Genomic DNA, 17,109 nt, shown 5'->3' on the forward strand with positions numbered 1-17,109 from the left:
GGCATACATATTTTGGATGGTCTGATACCTGTTTATGGTATCGTCAACTGAATAATTTTTAAGAGGAATCTCTTTAACGCTTTTAACTAAAATGTTGCGTGCCTTATCTGTTTTTCCTTCCATGAAAAGGTTTGTAGTAAGCGAGTTCGAAACACTCCATGAACTTTGGGCAACTCTTCTGCTTTCCGGATCAATGTATTTTGCAGTTTTAAAGCTTTTAAAATCAAATTTATTCATTAGGTTATCGTACATCGGATCGCTATTGGTTTTCTCCATTTTATCGCGTGTATCCTTAGGATCAGTTTTGAAAGGCAATAAACGCAGCGCATATCCTTCAAGATATAGGTATTTGCCTAAACCTGCATAAGTATCTTCAGATACATTTGATTCAAAATATATTGGCCTTTCCCAATTGTTGTTTGCAATGATATCCAGTAAAGCCAGATCATATTTGTACATGATATCTTTATTGTATTTCCACTCCATCAAAGGTGTAACCTTGTCTTTGTCTTTAGCTGAAATGGTATGCGTTTTTACCAATTGATCTGAGTCTACCGTTAATTTGAAGTTTTGGCTAGGCAAGAAATTCACGTAACTTCCATCCGATAGTGGAAGTTTATCCTCCTTATTATCTGAAGTCAATACTGCTAAAAGATCTTTTAGCTCCACACTGTCTTTTAAATCGTAATCATAATAACGAATATAATCTCTAACACCATTTACATACTTCTCTGTTGGCATAGTAATAGGCAGAGCTGCGGATTTATTCAGCTTCAATTTCATTTGATTGATATATGCATCATCAGAAAGATATTGAATATTTACAACCCGTATGTCGGTACGAATACCCTCAACCTCTTGTGCATACCACAAAGGGAACGTATCGTTATCCGCGGTCACAAACAATATGGCGTTCGGAGCACAAGAGTTAAGATAGTTTTTTGCCCACTCTAAGGCAGTTGCTTTGCCAGAACGGTTATGGTCGCCCCAACCCTGAACACCCATAATTACAGGTGCGGCCAATAAGCCAACCAACGAAGCCACCATAAGGCTCAATTTAGGCGCATTAAAGCGCGATAACCACTCCCTGATAGCAAATACCCCGAAGCCAATAAAGATAGCGAAGGCATAAAAGGAACCTACATAAGCATAATCCCTTTCTCTTACTTGTCTGGGATCTTGATTTAAATAAACAATAATAGCCAGACCAGTAAATAAGAAAAGTGTTGTAATTACCAGGGTGTCATTTCTGTTTCTACGGTATAAAAAGAATAAACCCGCAATACCTAATATTAAGGGTAAACCGTAAAATTTGTTAAATCCTTCATTGTCAACAATACTTGGTGGCAGGTTGGTTTGGCTTCCCAATCGTATAGCATCCAGCGATTTAATTCCGGTTATCCAGTTCCCTTCGCTATAGCCTCCCTGACCCTGATTGTCATTTTGTCGACCAACAAAATTCCAGAAAAAGTAGCGCCAGTACATAAAACCTACCTGGTATGATGCAAAGAACTTTAAATTTTGGGCAAAAGAAGGGGTTTCTCCGTCAGCAAGATTTAACCACTGCTTGTAAAAGTTTATGTGATCTGGTTTGTCACTATATGTTCTTGGAAACAATAAATTCTTGTCATATTCCACATCTATACCTCTTCCTGAAACCTCATATTTATCTTTTCCTTTTCTGTATTTGGTATAAGTTTCTTTGCCGTCAATTTGTTTGGCATCAAAAGTTTGTCCGTATAAAAGGGGCGTTTGACCGTAATTTGTACGTCCTAAATAACCATATAAAGCAAAAGCATTATCAGGATTCGAAAGGTTTAAGCTTGGCTTCGCATCTGCTCTTATAATGATTAAAAAGTAAGAGCTAAAGCCAAACAATACAAATGTTAGGCAGATCATGCTGAGGTTAAGATTGTACTTTTTATGCTTAATTGAGTAGTAGATGGCGTAGGTAATACTGGCCGCCAAAAGCAGTATAAATGTTATGGCGCCGTATCCAAATCCAAAGCCCAGTGTGTTTACGAAGAACAAATCGAACCTTGCTGCAAGCAATACAAAATATTGGATAATAACGAACTGAACTATTACCCATATAAGCCCTGCAACACCTATTGCTTTAATGATACCAAAGGTGGTTGGCTTTGTTGTTTTTTTGAAATAATAAACGAGTACTACAGCTGGAATGGCCAACAAACTTAATAAATGGACCCCAATAGATAATCCAATTACAAATGCAATTAGTACCAGCCAGCGGTCGTCTGTTTTACTTTCCCATTTCAAAATTGCCCAAAATACAAGGGCTGTAAATAATATAGAAAGTGAATATACCTCGGCCTCAACTGCCGAAAACCAAAATGTATCTGAAAAGGTAAATGCCAAAGCACCAACTACACCTGTAGCAACAACGGTTAGCACATCCGCGGTAGTTTTTTCCTGTTTGTATAGCTTACTGGCAATCAGGGTGATGGTCCAATAAAGAAACATAACTGTGGCGGCACTAAAAATTACTGAGCTGAAGTTCATCCAGTAAGCAATTTTTGTTACGTCACCTGCAGCTAACAAAGAAAATAGCTTTCCTATCATCAGGAATAAAGGGGCGCCAGGCTGGTGACCTACTTGTAATTTATCGGCTGCGGAAATGAATTCTCCGCAATCCCAAAAGCTTACGGTTGGTTCCATGGTTAGCCAGTAGACCACTCCTGCAATCAGAAAAAGCAGAAATCCTACAAGATTGTTAATTTTTTGATAGTGGTTCATAGTTTGAGGGTAATTTTCTTAATAGTAAAAATAACTAAAACATTGAAAGTTAGCGGATTTGGGAATGTTAAAGTATGTTAAAGAATGTTAAAATTGTTCGCAAAGAATGCTTGTGCTTTAGTTTGGAATTGTAATTTTATGCAAGCCGGCCTAAGCTTTGTATGGGCACTAAAATTAGTAACTGAATAAATGGAAATTAAAGTGATCATTACAGGAGCTACCGGTATGGTAGGCGAAGGCGTATTATTAGAATGCCTGTCGCATCCGAAGGTAAAAGAAGTACTTGCAATTGGACGTAAACCTTATCGCGGTCAGAAGCATCCCAAATTAAAAGAATGCATTGTGCCAGATTTTTTCAATATTGATGGCATACAAGATCAGTTAACTGGTTATGATGCATGTTTTTATTGCGCAGGCATAAGTTCAAATGGGATGAAGGAAGCGGAATATAGTTACATTACTTATGACACTACGATGCACCTGGCAAATAAACTTGTTCTTCTTAATGCTGGGATGGTTTTCAGCCATATATCCGGTAGTCACACGGATAGTTCCGGAAAAGGAAGAGTGATGTGGGCACGTGTAAAAGGTAAAACTGAGAATGCTTTAATGAAGTTGCCATTTAAAAATGTATATAATTTTCGTCCGGGTTTCATGAAGCCTACCCCAGGTCAGGTAAATGTTAAAGGGCTTTATCAGGTTATAGCATCATTATATCCTTTGCTCCGCTTGCTAATACCAGGCCAGGTAAGCACTTTAAAAGAGGTTGGACAAGCTATGATTAATAGTGTTCTTAAAGGATATTCTAAATCAATACTGGAGATAAAAGATATTAAAATATTAGCCGCTGAATAGGCTTTCGTCATCTCAAAGTAATTCCGCATCATGGCGGCAACCATTTATCGCCTAACTACGTAAATGCTTAAAAATGAATAGTTAATATTCTTTTTTAAGGGAGTATCTACCACAATTAAAGGTGATGGGTGAGGGTGATGAGGTCCCGGAATATAAGTATTCCGGGGCTTTCTTTTTGATTAGGCTATTGAAGGTATCAATTGCGCGGAGTTGCAGATTCCCAAACTGAATAATCCGTTAAAAGCTGTTCATGTTCTTTTATCCATTTTCTCTTTTCTTCCTGATTGGAAGTAAAGCTAATAATGCGCGCGATTAATGGCATAAATTCTGATTTAGATAGTTTGTAAAAATAATCAGCGTAAAAAGACCAGAAAAAATCCTTTTCTTTTTTCTTTTCAGAAAGTTCCCCGGTAATACCAAAAATTGTTTTAAGCTGTAGTTCTAGTTGATCTGCTTCCGACAAACCAGCCAATCCTGGCGACAGCGAAGCCATTGATATGGCCAGGCTTGCTGCACCTACGTCGGGATCCTTTTCGTTGGGATTACGATTGATCGTAATGTTGTTTACTCCGGTTGTTTTGGTAATCCCTGAATTGAGAATTGATTTAACATCCTGAAAAGCTTTAGTCGAGCGTTGAGTGGTAGCTTCCAGTATCAGGAAATTACAGTAGCTAAGAAGTGCAGCAATTTTTTTACTTGGTTCGGCCATGTTTATTAATGCGTATAAGCGATGGCTACTTGCGTGTTTTGGATTTAGCTGCAAAGCTTTGGTTACATTTTGTAATGCCTCCTCATTTTTGTCGAGGCTACTATAGGTTATGGCAAGATTATAATATAGGCCCTGATATTCTGGCTGCGCTTTTATGCCGCGTTTATAATATTCAATGGCTTTATCTTTCTGCCCCTGTGTATCATAAATACTTCCTAACATGTCGTATGCACTGCCTGAATTAGACGGATTCTCTTCAATTATTTTATTCAGATACGGGATGGCATCTTTAGCCGATTTATTGCTAAATAGTGTATAGGCAATTTCATAATTCGCGGTAGAATTATCCGGATCTAATTGTAATGCTTCTTTATATTTTAAGATAGCTTCTTCAAATTTACCGGCGTCATGGAGTTTAACCCCTTCAGAGATTAGGCCGTTAATCTTGCTTTTATCCTGAGATAAAACCGCAGTTGAAATAAATAGAGATAAGAGAATGAGCGTTAATTGGTTCATGATCAGGAAAAATTTGGTTATGATTATTTCGTTAGCATAAAGCTAAATTAAATCGATCATTTTTTTAGAACGAATTATTGAAATAACTAAACCTAAAATTTAATAGTGCTGCATTATTTCGGCATCTATTATTAGATAATCATGATTAGCACCTTGTGTAAAAACAAAGAACTTGTTGTGATCAGGCTTTATTTTGTATTTCCTTACCAGGTTTTCCGCCTTATCCCGATAGTTTCTGGCAATAACATTTCCCCTCGGCGACTTTTCTTTTTTAAGATCACTGGAAGATAAGAGACTGTTGATCTTAAAAATTCTGCCTGGAAAGGAGGAATCCAAATGATCTGAAACATACAACTGTGTTTGATGATGTAGCTTTTTTAACCGAAACCTTGCAGCTATCAGGTTAAAGGCTCCGCTTTTAAGCAGTGCTGTATCTGGTTCATACAGATAGCCAGAAGGAGTTTCGTTTAGCAATTCAACCTCTGTTTCTTCTTCACCTTTAAAAAAGGAGAATTCCTTTTGAGATTCGTTTAGGGTAACTGCTGTTATTTTTGGTTGCTGCGCAGATCTGTCGCTGTCAATAATCCATAACAGTTCTTTGCACTCATTTTTTACACTTATAATATGAACTTCAGAAACATTGCTTAGCTCCTTTAAACCAGCCGTAATGTCTAATAACGGTGCTGTTTTAATAATGATGCGTTTTGATTTGGAAAGTAGTAATTCCAGATGCTCAACCACATTCGGAGTGCAGTCTTTTAACATAAAAACTTTGCCTGCCGAACTTCTTCTTGCAGGATCCAGGTAAATCGTATCAAAGATTTCATCGGTTTTTTCCAGTAGCGCAATACCATCCACAGCCAGGCATTTAATATTTAGTTGTCCCAACATTACTGCATTATGAGCAGCTATTTCAGAAAGATCCACATTGATTTCGCAATGTGTTAAGCTTTTAACGGTTTTTGCAAAGTAATAACTATCTACCCCAAAGCCTCCAGTAAGATCTATTAAGCTGTCGCCAATAGCTAACGCTGATTTGTATGTTGCTGTGGTTTCCGATGAACATTGCTCAATGGAAAGTAGGGCAGGGTAATAAATGGAATCCGTTTTATACCAGGTAGGCAATTTTTTTACCGATTTGTTTTTTGCCGCAATCTGGTTAGCAAGCGCTTTAGAATCAACATCCTTAAACGGACTTTTAGACATAGCGAGTTTGTGTACATCATCATTTAAATGATTGTTAACGTACTCCTGAACCTCGCTATCTAAAACATGTCTATTCAACTGTTGTCTTGTCCCTCATTACAATTTGACAGGTATACCTGCTTTTAACTTCCAGTAGGATGTTTTTGTTAACAGTTACCCTATCTATGGTTTGCTGGTTGTAGTATCTTATGGTAACCAATTCCAGGCCAGTGTTATACTTAACTTTATAGTGCAGCGAAAGATCTGCTATCAGCGCTTCCAGTTTTTTAGGATCATGATCAAAACTTACCGAAAAACTGATTGCAGAATTCAGCATGGTTGTAATTTTTACCTTGTGTTTATGGAACAAACTAAAAATATCACTTAGGTTTTCTTCTATGATGAAAGAGAAATCTTTAGGGAAAATAGAGATCAGCGCCTGGTTTACTTTAAATATAAAGGATGGAACCGGAAGATGATTGTTTTCTCCCGTAATGTCTGTGCCTTCGGCCTTATGATCAAGAAAAGAACGAACAAATAAAGGGATGTTCTTGTTTTGAATCGGCTTTATTGTTTTAGGGTGAATAATAGTTGCACCATAATAGGCCAGTTCAATTGCATCATGATAAGATAAACGCGGAATTCTTTCCGTTTCATCAAACCATTTAGGATCGGCGTTTAAAACTCCGGGCACATCTTTCCAGATGGTTAACGAAGTTGCATTTAGGCAAGAAGCAAATATTGCGGCCGAATAGTCAGAACCATCTCTACCAAGAGTTGTGGTAAAGTTTTCGCTTGTGCTGCCAATAAATCCCTGGGTTACTGCAATATATTGTTCTAAAACAGGAGCCAGTTTTTTCTGTATTTCCTGCTCTGTTTTTTCCCAGTTTACCTGTGCCTCCCGGTAATTGTTATCTGTATGGATAAAGTTACGGGCATCAACCCATTGCACATTACAACCTGTTTCGTTTAAGTAAGCAGCAGCTATTTTGGTCGAGACGATTTCCCCGATTGAAACGATTTGATCGTAAATGTAATCAGCTGCGTCGTCTGGTTTTTCCTCTATTAACCAATCTATCTCTACGAATGAGTTTGCCACGTCGTTATACACCGGGTTACTGTGGTCTGGAAATAACTCACTAATGATGTTGAAATGGAATTGTTTTACCTCTTCAAATATCTGATGTGTATCCTCAAGACCCGTTAAATAAGCTTTTGTTAAATCCTCAAGCTTATTGGTAACCTTACCCATTGCCGAAATAACGATTAACAGGTTGTTTTTTTGATTTCGTTCTTTAATGATATTGGCCAGATTTCTTACCCCTTCGGCATCTTTAACTGATGCACCTCCAAATTTGTATACTTCCATTAATTTGCGGGACTAAGTAATGAATTTGGTTTAGCAATTTCTTTAAGCTCACTAAAAGGAATAACCAGTTCTGTTTTTCCATATGCATAAGCCTTGATTTCGTAAGGATTATAAAGAAACATTAAACCTTGATCCGTAATGGTAAAGTTGTCATTCAGTTTGAACGTATCCTTATCAAAGAAATAGCCATCTTTTAAGCTAGCAGTAGGACTAAGCTTTTCATTTTTTCTGAATATCTTTTCGGCCACAGCAGTAAGTTTTGGCAGGGAACCTGGTTGAATTAAAGAATCTAAAAGGATTTCCTGATGTGTGGCCGGATTGTAGTTCAGGTAGATAAATACACTGTTAGGGTGTGCACCGCCTGAATAATTTACATAAGTGTTTAGCAGCGACAAGTAGCCTGGCTTTTGTTTCACAACCTTAGCATTGATGTCTAAGAACCAGGTTTGCGGGTAATCCTTTTCAGATTTTCTAAAGTCGTCATAACCTTTTATAAAATCGGTAGCATATTCATTATATGTTTTGTAGTTTTTGCCAGAATCTGCTGTCAGTTTTATTTTGGTTTCAACAAACTGGTTTACTTTTTCATCATTAAATAAAGGATACGAAATAACTGCCTTAGAAGTATCAGTTACATTTTTATCAACAGATACTGGGGTTTTGCTGTAAACTTTTACTGAATCGTATTTAAAAGTTAATGAGTCTCCTGTAGTTACAACACTTGTAGTGTCGGTAGTATTGCTTGTTTTATTCTCACTCTGACAAGCTATAAAACCTATGGCGATAATAAATAATCCTAATTTCTTCATATTACTTCGAAATTTGTTCCTTCGAAAAGGATGCATTTAACCATCCTGCTTCTATATCAGCAGCGTACTTTTTGTAAAAATTAATTGCCGGCTCATTCCAGTCCAGCACCTGCCAAACCATGCCATTGTAGTTTTTATCTTTTGCTTCCTGTATAACCGTTTCAAAAAGGAGCTTACCTGCGCCTTTCCCCCTGTATTCTTCAGTTACAATGAAATCTTCAAGGTATAAGCGGCAGCCTTTCCAGGTCGAGTAGCGGGTATAGTATAAGGCAAAGCCAATAATTTTATTGTTATCCTCAGCAACAAAAGCTTTCCATACTTTGTTTTCGCCAAAACCGGCATCCATAAATTCTTCTATGGTTACGGTTACTTCCTCCGGCGCTTTTTCATAAAGAGCCAGTTCATTAATTAATTCCAATAATCTCGGACAATCTTCTCGCTCAGCAACTCTTATTGTAATGCTCATTCTGTTTTGTAATGTTTAATCTTCCTTTTACCAAAAATACTGCTGCCAACTCTTACCATTGTGCTACCTGCTTCAATTGCAAGTTTGTAATCGCCAGACATACCCATAGATACTTCCTTAAAGTAGTCATCTTTTCTAAAAAAGCTAACTTTAATACCGTCAAAAAGAACTTTTAACTCAATGAACTCATCAAGAGTCTGTTTTTCTGTGGCGTTGTTACTTGCAATTCCCATTAAACCTACAATACGTACGTTTTTAAGTGTAGCAAATTCTTCAGACCTAAGCAGTTCAATAGCCTCATCAAAACCAAGACCAAATTTGGTGTCTTCATCGGCAATATAAATTTGAAGTAAACAGTCTATTACCCGCTTATTTTTTACGGCTTGTTTATTTATTTCAATTAATAGCTTCAGGCTATCAACCGAGTGGATCAGTTTTACAAAAGGGGCAATGTATTTTACCTTGTTGGTTTGCAGATGACCAATAAGATGCCACTCAATATCTGTAGGTAATTGTGCTTGTTTGTCAACCAGTTCCTGAACTATGTTTTCGCCAAAAACGCGTTGCCCGGCATTGTAGGCTTCCATAATTGCGGCGGGCTCCTGGTATTTAGATACGGCTATTAACTCAACCTGTGTCTTATCTAATTCGCTTTTATATTCTAATAAGTTATCTGCTATACTCATTTATCAGTATTTTTGGTAAAAATAAGAACCTTAGCGAACTTTGTCTAAGAAATAATGATGTTTTAGCCCATAATGAAGAACTTTATATACACAGCCTTCCTTTTTTTATTCGTTGCAGGCTGTAAGCCAGGTATTCCTTCCGATATTATTCAGCCTGATAAAATGGCCCTGGTATTGCACGACATTCATATTGTGGATGCTTACATCACTACCATACCTAACATCGATACGTCAAGAACTATCGCTGCGGCTTATTATAATGGCATTTATAAAAGATACGAGATAGATTCGGCCCTTTACGGTAAAAGTATGGCTTACTATAGTCAGCATCCGAAAGTATTAGATGGCATCTATGATAAGGTAACCAAGGGATTAACCAAGCAAAAGAACGTTTTGGTAAAGGCAGATTCATTGGTGCAAGCCAAGGCAGCTAAAATTGTTAAAGCTAAGTTTAAGGCCGACTCTGTGAAGCGTGCAGATTCTTTGAAAAAAGTTACTGCACCACAACGAGCTAAATTTAAGGCCGACTCGTTAAAGAAAGTTATTGCAGTTAAAAAGGCTGATTCTATTAAAAAAGTGGATTCAACCAAAAAAGCAAAAGCTGTTTTAAGGAAGGCTGCCAGGAAAAAGAGGGCAGACTCTATAAAGGCCAGAGAATTATTAAAGAAGACTATTAATAAAAAATAAGATAGAAATAGGAATGTTATATCCGGAGAATTGTTTAGAGCGTTTGGGGTTTAATGAGGTAAAACAACTTATTTACGCACACTGTCTGAGCCCTATGGGGCAGCAAATGGTGGGCAAAATGCAGGTGATGACCAAGTTTGATCAGATCAATAAGTTTTTGAGACAAACAAATGAGTTTAAAAGTATCCTCGAGAACCAGGAACCGCTGCAAATCAGTACATTTTTCGACATAAAATCTCTGGCCGATAAGATCAGAGTGGAGGGCACTTATCTTGTAGAGGATGAGCTGCACCAAATGTACGCCTCTTTACAAACTGTATTTTCTGTACTGAGGTTTTTTGATGAAAGAAAAGAAGTATACCCTAATCTGGAGGCGCTGTTTGAGCACCTGCCTGTCGAAAAGAATATACTTAAACGCATAGAATCTGTACTGGATCCGAAAGGAAAGATAAAGCCAAACGCTTCTGTTGCACTTCAAAATATAATTGGAGAGATCGCAAAAGCAGAGCAGGACGTAAGGAAGAGAATGGACTCTATTTATAAGCAGGCAATTAGTAATAATTGGGTTGCCGATGGTAGCTTAACCATACGTGATGGCAGAATGTGTATACCGGTACTTGCCGAAAATAAAAGGAAACTGAAAGGTTTTATTCATGATGAATCGGCTAGCGGACAAACGGTATACATAGAGCCAGAAGAGGTATTTTCATTAAACAATAAGCTTAGGGATCTGGAATTTGACAAGCGCAGGGAGATTATAAAGATCTTAATAGCGCTCACAAATGATCTGAGGCCATATACACCATTATTATTGTCGTACCATGGTTTCCTTACTAAGTTAGATTTTGTCCGTGCAAAAGCGCTGTTCGCTATAGATGTTGAGGCCGATATGCCGGTTCTAATAAAGGAAGCCAAGACTAAGTTGGTTAATGCACGCCACCCTTTACTGTACCTTTCCTTTAAAGAGGATAAGAAAACCGTTGTTCCTTTAAATTTTCATATTAATGAGAACATGAGGATTGTGCTCGTATCAGGGCCCAATGCCGGAGGTAAATCTGTTTGTATGAAAACTGTAGGTCTATTACAGTTAATGGTACAATCAGGTTTATTGATTCCAGTTCATGAATCTAGTGAGGTAGGTATATTTGATCAGATATTTGCCGATATCGGCGATGACCAGTCGATAGAAAGTGATTTGAGTACTTACAGTGCTCACCTTACTAAAATGAGGTATTTTGTTGCCCATGCTACGCCTAAATCGCTTGTTTTAATTGATGAGTTTGGAACGGGCACAGATCCTCAGTTTGGCGGGCCTATGGCAGAGGCTGTTTTGGAAGTGTTGAACAATAAAAAAGTGAGAGGGGTAATTACCACCCACTACTCTAACCTAAAGCTTTTTGCTGGTAATACCCCAGGCTTAGAAAATGCTTCCATGTTGTTTGATAACGACAAGATGAAACCAATGTACGTATTGGAAATTGGTAAACCGGGAAGTTCTTATGCTTTTGAGATTGCACAAAACATTGGTTTGCAAAAAGAGGTGTTGGAACTTGCCAGGGCTAAAACCGGTACCAATCAAAACAGGATAGATAGTTTGCTTGTCGATCTGGAACGTGAAAAGAAACAGATCTACGATACAAAAGTTAATCTTTCCAATCAACAGAATAAGGTGAAAAACCTTGTCGCAGAAAACGAGAAGCTTAAACTGTTTCTGGATGAGAACAAGAAAGTACTGATCAAAGAAGCTAAGCTCGAAGCTCAGGCGATTATTAGAAATGCCAATAAACTCGTTGAGAATACCATAGCAGAGATTAAAGAAAGCAAGGCAGATAAGGTAGTAACCAAAGAATTGAGACAAAACCTGCAAAAGGTATTGGTGCAGAATCATGTAAAGGAAGAGAAAAAGCCTGAAGTACCAGTGATTAGTAATACGCCTATTGAAGTGGGCGACTGGGTACAGCTAAACAATAGCGAAACTATGGGGCAGGTTCTTGAGATAAACCGTGATAACCTGGTAGTTGCATTGGGCGACCTTCGTTCTGTACTGAAGAAAAACCGTGTTCAGAAAATCAGCAACAAACAGGCTAAAAAAGCAGTTCAGAATAACTCATTTACAGGCAGTATTTCTGAAGCGATATCGAGTTTCACTGCTGAGCTTGACCTGCGTGGTATGCGTGGCGAAAATGCCTTGCATGAAGTGGAAAAATATCTTGATAAATCGATCATGCTTGGCTTTCCTTTTATAAAGATCATCCACGGAAAAGGTGATGGCATTTTAAGGAAGCTGATTCGTGAATATTTAAAGAAATATAGCCAGGTAAACAGGGTAGAAGATGAGCATGCAGATAGAGGTGGCGATGGCATCACTTATGTTTATTTCAATTAGATAAACTTATTTACATTTAGGATGTTGTATGAGAAAAAGACATCCTATGAAGGTATTAATCGTAAGTTTGTTCGCGCTCTTTATGAGCGTTTCTTCTTGTAAGAAAAACAAATCCGGAGACTCGCAGAATCCTGGTGATGTTGCTATTAAAACCAAAGTTTTAGCCACAGGACTTTCACATGTATGGGAGGTTGTTTATGGGCCTGATAAGCAATTGTGGATTACCGAACGTTCAGGGAAAATTAGCAGAGTAAATCCGGAAACAGGTGCTGTAACGGCGCTTCATACTATTGCCGAGGTGGTATCAAAAGGTGAAGGTGGTTTGCTGGGTATGACCCTAAATCCCGACTTTGAAGCCAATCCATGGGTATATGTAGTTTATGATTACGGCTCAAATTATAAAGGGAAAGTAGTTCGGTTTACTTACTCAAACGGCACCCTGAATTCGCCTCTGGTTATTCTTGATCAGATTCCGGCAGCATCTATCCATAATGGCTCCAGGCTGCTCATTACAGCAGATAAAAAACTCCTGATTACTACCGGTGATGCAAGTGAGGCTGATAATGCACAAAACATGAATTCTTTGTCGGGCAAAATACTCAGGGTAAATCTTGACGGGTCAATTCCTGCCGATAACCCAGTTGCGGGTAGCCGCGTATGGAGCTTGGGGCATAGAAACCCGCAAGGTTTGGGGCTGGCTAATGGAAAGTTATACGAATCAGAGCATGGTCCTAATAACGATGACGAGGTTAACATCATTAAAAAAGGACGAAATTATGGCTGGCCAAATGTTGAGGGTTATTGCAACAAAGATGCTGAAAAAACATTTTGCACAGCCCATAATGTGGTAGAGCCAATTCAAGCATGGACACCTACGATAGCCACCAGCGGCTTAACTTATTACAGTGGCGATCTTATCCCTGAGTGGAAAAACTCTTTACTGCTGGTTAGCTTAAAGGCCTCTAAATTAACTCAGCTAAAACTCGATGCAGACGGTGATAAGGTTGAGACCAGTAAAGATTATCTTGTAAATGATTACGGGAGGCTAAGGGCCATTTGCATGAGTCCGGATGGTAAGGTGTATATTGGAAGTAGCAACGGCAATGATGATAAAATTATAGAAATAGCGAAATAGTTTGGTTCTAACACAATTTATAATATAATTTAGTAACAAAACTTTTAGTATGATAAACAAAGTCGTAGCAGGTGCTGATGAAGCCATCAGTGACATAAAAAACGGTAGTACTTTAATGCTTGGAGGCTTTGGTTTGTGTGGAATACCCGAAAATTGTATTGCCGCTCTGGTAAGAAAAGGGGTTAAAGAATTAACCTGTATATCAAACAATGCCGGTGTGGATGATTTTGGTATTGGCTTGATGTTGCAGCAGCATCAGGTTAAAAAGATGATCTCGTCGTATGTAGGGGAAAACGCCGAATTTGAGCGTCAGTTGTTAAGTGGTGAGTTGGAAGTAGAATTGATTCCTCAAGGCACTTTGGCTACAAGATGCATGGCAGCGGGATATGGCATGCCGGCCATTTTTACTCCTGCAGGTGTAGGTACCGAGGTTGCCGAAGGTAAGGAGACCAGAAATTTTAACGGAAAAGATTACCTGATGGAGTATGCTTTTGATGCTGATTTTGCCTTAGTAAAAGCCTGGAAAGGTGATACTGCAGGAAACCTGATCTTTAGATCTACCAGTCGCAATTTTAACCCCGTAATGGCTATGGCCGGAAAAATTACGATTGCTGAGGTGGAAGAACTTGTGGAACCCGGAGTGCTCGATCCGGATCATATTCATACTCCCGGCGTTTATGTACACCGTATTTTTCAGGGGGCTAACTACGAGAAAAGAATAGAACAACGTACGGTTAGACCAAGAAATTAATTCTATAATATATTGATATGCTCGATAAGAATGGTATTGCGAAACGTATCGCAAAAGAAATAAAAGACGGTTACTATGTGAATTTAGGAATTGGCATCCCTACGTTGGTGGCTAATTTTATCCCCCAAGGAATTAATGTGGTGCTTCAATCTGAAAATGGTTTGTTGGGTATGGGGCCTTTTCCCTTTGAAGGAGAAGAGGATGCCGATTTAATTAATGCCGGTAAACAAACTATTACTACCTTACCCGGATCTTCCATATTTGATTCGGCAATGAGTTTTGGAATGATCAGAAGCCAGAAAATTGACCTGACGATATTAGGAGCCATGGAGGTATCAGAAAATGGTGATATAGCCAATTGGAAAATACCAGGTAAAATGGTGAAAGGGATGGGAGGGGCAATGGATCTTGTTGCTTCTGCAAAGAATATTATTGTTGCCATGCAGCACGTAAATAAAGCCGGTGAAAGTAAGCTATTACCAAAATGTTCTTTACCGCTTACAGGAGTAAACTGCATAAGAAAAGTGGTAACAGAATTGGCCGTATTAGATATATTACCTGAAGGTGGATTTAGATTAGTAGAAAGGGCTCCGGGAGTGAGTGTTGATTACATCAAACAGGCCACTGCTGGTAAACTGTTCGCTGATGAGAACGCGCCCGAAATGATATTGGATTAATTTAACATAAACAGGCTTATTCGGCCTGTTTATGCTTGCAATATTTTACCTTCAGATCTACCGAGATCTCTTCGGTTATTTTGATGATGTCATCAGGTGTGTCATGATTGTTTATAATAACCTGATCACATTCGCCTTTGTAAGGCAATAAGAACTCTTTGTAAGCAGGAACCACATGATTGTGCCATTTGTAAACCACATCTTCTTCAGGGTATCCGCGTTCCATACCATCGCGTTTAATTCTGCGGTCTAATGCCACAGATTCTTCTGCCTCAACAAAAATCCTGTGATCCAGAAGGGCAGCAATTTCTTTAAAATGGAGGATAAAAAGCCCCTCAACAATGATAATAGGAGCAGGATTAATTTCCAGTATTTTGGTTATTGCTAATGGATTATTGAAATTGTATTCTTTCTTATAAACAACTTCTCCTTTTAAGAGTTTCTTAATATCAAGCAGAAACTGCTGATCATCTATGGTTGATGGCAGATCAAAGTTGTATAATTTATTCTCTTCCTGAGTCATTTCACCCGCCGGGATGTAATAATCATCCTGTGAAACTAATGTTACCTCATCATTTTTAAAATGATGTAGGAAACAATTCAAAAAGAAGGTTTTACCGGATCCACTACCACCCGCAATACCGATAATAAAGGGCTTATTATTGTTCATTCTCTTGTCCGCCGTATGTTAAATTGCAATAAAATCTTTTGTCTAAAGCTCCCAGTGCATCAGCAACTGCTTTAGTCATTACAATTATAACATCTTTTGTAGACTCATTTTCAGAAAATTTACCAACAACTTTTGCAAAGGTTGATCTGTTGCTCATTGGGTTGGTAATTTTCATTACGGTACCAATTGGAGCTGTGCGGTGTAAAACCAACATTTTAGTAGGATCGAGATCAGTATCAGAAATCCATACGGCGGTACCTTTTTCGTCGATCTGGTTTAAGCCATACCTGCTTGCCGCATATTTTAATGATGGATCTTTGATGGAATTTAGGGTGTCAAGAGGGTGTTCAGGCTCTTGCGGAGTAACAGGGTATTGACCCCTGATCCATAATTTCTGACCAACAGTTAATGAATTGTCTGTCAGGTTATTTTTAGCCTTTAACTGATCCATTGTTAACTTGTATCGTGTTGCGATAGAATACATCGTTTCGTTTGATGCAACTGTATGAATCAATAACGGCCCGTTATCTTGTTTTGCCGAATCTGGCTTCGTAGAATCTGGTTTTGAAGTGGCGGGCTTTGAAGTATCTGGCTTAACTGCTGCAGGTTTTTGGATTGGCAGTTGAGGCTTTATGCTGTCTTTTTTTACCACAACGGCCACAGGATCCTTTTGTGTATTTTCAACCGGTGGTGTGTTGATCTTTTCAGGATCTACAGTTGCCAATGGTGTTCCATCCGGAGATTTTGTAGCAGGGATTTTTAGTATCTGACCAATTTGTAAGTTTATTGAACGAAGATTATTAACCCTTTTGATTTCGTTTACAGTAGTGCCGTATTTTTCGGCAAGCATATTAAGGTTTTCTTTTTTCTGAACGGCATGTTCTATAAGATTGCCCTCGGTAGGCGTGTCAGTAACTGCGGGCGTTGCGGTTTCTTTAGTGCTTGCAGTAGCAGTCGGATTTCCGTTAAATGGGATGTCAGTAGGTACTTTAATGATTACACCAATTTGAAGGTACTTGTTGTCATTAAAAGTCATAATATACTTAGGAACAACGTTATATCTTCTTCCTAATGAGTAATAGGTGTCTTTTGCGACAATCTTATGGATGATCAATTTTTTACCATTGTAATTTTCAACCCCAATTGAATCCCTGGTGTTTGCTTTAGCAGCTGAAAAACTAAGAAGTACGGCAAAGAATGATACTATATAATATTTATACATTAATTTTCTGATAAAGTAATTTCGCAATTATACGAATAATAAAAATAACCCCTGAATTGATACTATAAACGTTGCTTATGATTTACTATTGTATGTTTAAGAACATTTTTCAAACCATTTTAATTAGGTATTGTTATATTTTCAATTCCTGTTAAGGGCGACAAAATAAAAAAATAAATACTATGGACGCAAAAGAAATCAGTTTAAATGAAAAGAAAGTAAAACCCGT

Annotated in this window: 15 protein-coding genes; 6 read left to right on the plus strand and 9 right to left on the minus strand. The window is 38.2% G+C overall.

Translation table 11 applies throughout. The features are described 5' to 3' along the window. Nucleotides 1-2,757, minus strand: a 2,757-nt coding sequence (locus AC1DDX_RS07690) for a DUF2723 domain-containing protein (protein ID WP_477621919.1), incomplete at its 3' end; no start/stop codon positions are given. Nucleotides 2,758-2,946: 189 nt separating this feature from the next. Here AC1DDX_RS07690 and AC1DDX_RS07695 point away from each other — a divergent pair. Then, nucleotides 2,947-3,612: an NAD-dependent epimerase/dehydratase family protein gene (locus AC1DDX_RS07695; protein ID WP_337716602.1), complete on the plus strand. Its 666-nt coding sequence runs from the start codon at nucleotides 2,947-2,949 to the stop codon at nucleotides 3,610-3,612. A 196-nt stretch (nucleotides 3,613-3,808) separates the two neighbouring features. On the opposite strand, the gene AC1DDX_RS07700 is transcribed toward AC1DDX_RS07695, so the two are convergent. The 6 genes from AC1DDX_RS07700 to AC1DDX_RS07725 form a co-directional block, all read right to left on the minus strand. After that, nucleotides 3,809-4,837 (minus strand): tetratricopeptide repeat protein, encoded by a 1,029-nt coding sequence (locus AC1DDX_RS07700; RefSeq protein ID WP_172659881.1) that lies wholly within the window; start codon nucleotides 4,835-4,837, stop codon nucleotides 3,809-3,811. A gap of 99 nt (nucleotides 4,838-4,936) precedes the next feature. After that, entirely contained in the window at nucleotides 4,937-6,121 is a 1,185-nt protein-coding gene (locus AC1DDX_RS07705) for a class I SAM-dependent methyltransferase (protein ID WP_288879050.1), read from the minus strand. After that, complete coding sequence (locus AC1DDX_RS07710; RefSeq protein ID WP_337716604.1) at nucleotides 6,114-7,391, minus strand: aspartate kinase; 1,278 nt, start codon at nucleotides 7,389-7,391, stop codon at nucleotides 6,114-6,116. The genes AC1DDX_RS07705 and AC1DDX_RS07710 overlap by 8 nt, the downstream gene beginning before the upstream one ends. Continuing rightward, the gene (locus AC1DDX_RS07715; RefSeq protein ID WP_288879052.1) at nucleotides 7,391-8,200 is read right to left on the minus strand and encodes a DUF3298 and DUF4163 domain-containing protein; all 810 of its coding nucleotides are present in this window, start codon (nucleotides 8,198-8,200) and stop codon (nucleotides 7,391-7,393) included. The genes AC1DDX_RS07710 and AC1DDX_RS07715 overlap by 1 nt, the downstream gene beginning before the upstream one ends. A 1-nt stretch (nucleotide 8,201) precedes the next feature. Then, entirely contained in the window at nucleotides 8,202-8,666 is a 465-nt protein-coding gene (locus AC1DDX_RS07720; protein ID WP_337716605.1) for a GNAT family N-acetyltransferase, read from the minus strand. After that, a complete protein-coding gene (locus tag AC1DDX_RS07725; protein WP_172659886.1) occupies nucleotides 8,663-9,352 on the minus strand; it encodes a YggS family pyridoxal phosphate-dependent enzyme in 690 nt (229 codons plus the stop codon). The genes AC1DDX_RS07720 and AC1DDX_RS07725 overlap by 4 nt, the downstream gene beginning before the upstream one ends. 72 nt (nucleotides 9,353-9,424) lie before the next feature. Here AC1DDX_RS07725 and AC1DDX_RS07730 point away from each other — a divergent pair, with 72 nt between their 5' ends. Genes AC1DDX_RS07730 through AC1DDX_RS07750 form a run of 5 tightly spaced genes read left to right on the plus strand, consistent with a single transcriptional unit; the run spans nucleotide 9,425 to nucleotide 14,988 of the window. Then, nucleotides 9,425-10,039: a DUF4296 domain-containing protein gene (locus AC1DDX_RS07730; protein WP_337716607.1), complete on the plus strand. Its 615-nt coding sequence runs from the start codon at nucleotides 9,425-9,427 to the stop codon at nucleotides 10,037-10,039. Between the two features lie 13 nt (nucleotides 10,040-10,052). Next, the gene (locus AC1DDX_RS07735; protein ID WP_172659888.1) at nucleotides 10,053-12,425 is read left to right on the plus strand and encodes an endonuclease MutS2; all 2,373 of its coding nucleotides are present in this window, start codon (nucleotides 10,053-10,055) and stop codon (nucleotides 12,423-12,425) included. A gap of 46 nt (nucleotides 12,426-12,471) precedes the next feature. Then, on the plus strand, nucleotides 12,472-13,560 hold the full coding sequence (locus AC1DDX_RS07740) for a PQQ-dependent sugar dehydrogenase (protein WP_337716609.1): 1,089 nt from the start codon (nucleotides 12,472-12,474) through the stop codon (nucleotides 13,558-13,560). Nucleotides 13,561-13,609: 49 nt separating this feature from the next. Continuing rightward, entirely contained in the window at nucleotides 13,610-14,311 is a 702-nt protein-coding gene (locus AC1DDX_RS07745) for a CoA transferase subunit A (protein WP_068889605.1), read from the plus strand. Nucleotides 14,312-14,328: 17 nt separating this feature from the next. Continuing rightward, entirely contained in the window at nucleotides 14,329-14,988 is a 660-nt protein-coding gene (locus tag AC1DDX_RS07750; protein ID WP_337716611.1) for a 3-oxoacid CoA-transferase subunit B, read from the plus strand. Nucleotides 14,989-15,004: 16 nt separating this feature from the next. Here AC1DDX_RS07750 and AC1DDX_RS07755 read toward each other — a convergent pair whose 3' ends face one another. Together AC1DDX_RS07755 and AC1DDX_RS07760 are read right to left on the minus strand one after the other, a co-directional pair. Further along, nucleotides 15,005-15,658, minus strand: coding sequence for a uridine kinase family protein (locus tag AC1DDX_RS07755; RefSeq protein WP_288879059.1), 654 nt, complete (start codon nucleotides 15,656-15,658; stop codon nucleotides 15,005-15,007). Further along, a complete protein-coding gene (locus AC1DDX_RS07760) occupies nucleotides 15,648-16,880 on the minus strand; it encodes a LysM peptidoglycan-binding domain-containing protein (protein WP_337716613.1) in 1,233 nt (410 codons plus the stop codon). The genes AC1DDX_RS07755 and AC1DDX_RS07760 overlap by 11 nt, the downstream gene beginning before the upstream one ends. Nucleotides 16,881-17,109: the final 229 nt, after the last annotated feature.

It is taken from the genome of Pedobacter sp. 10L46_2 (genome assembly GCF_056395165.1).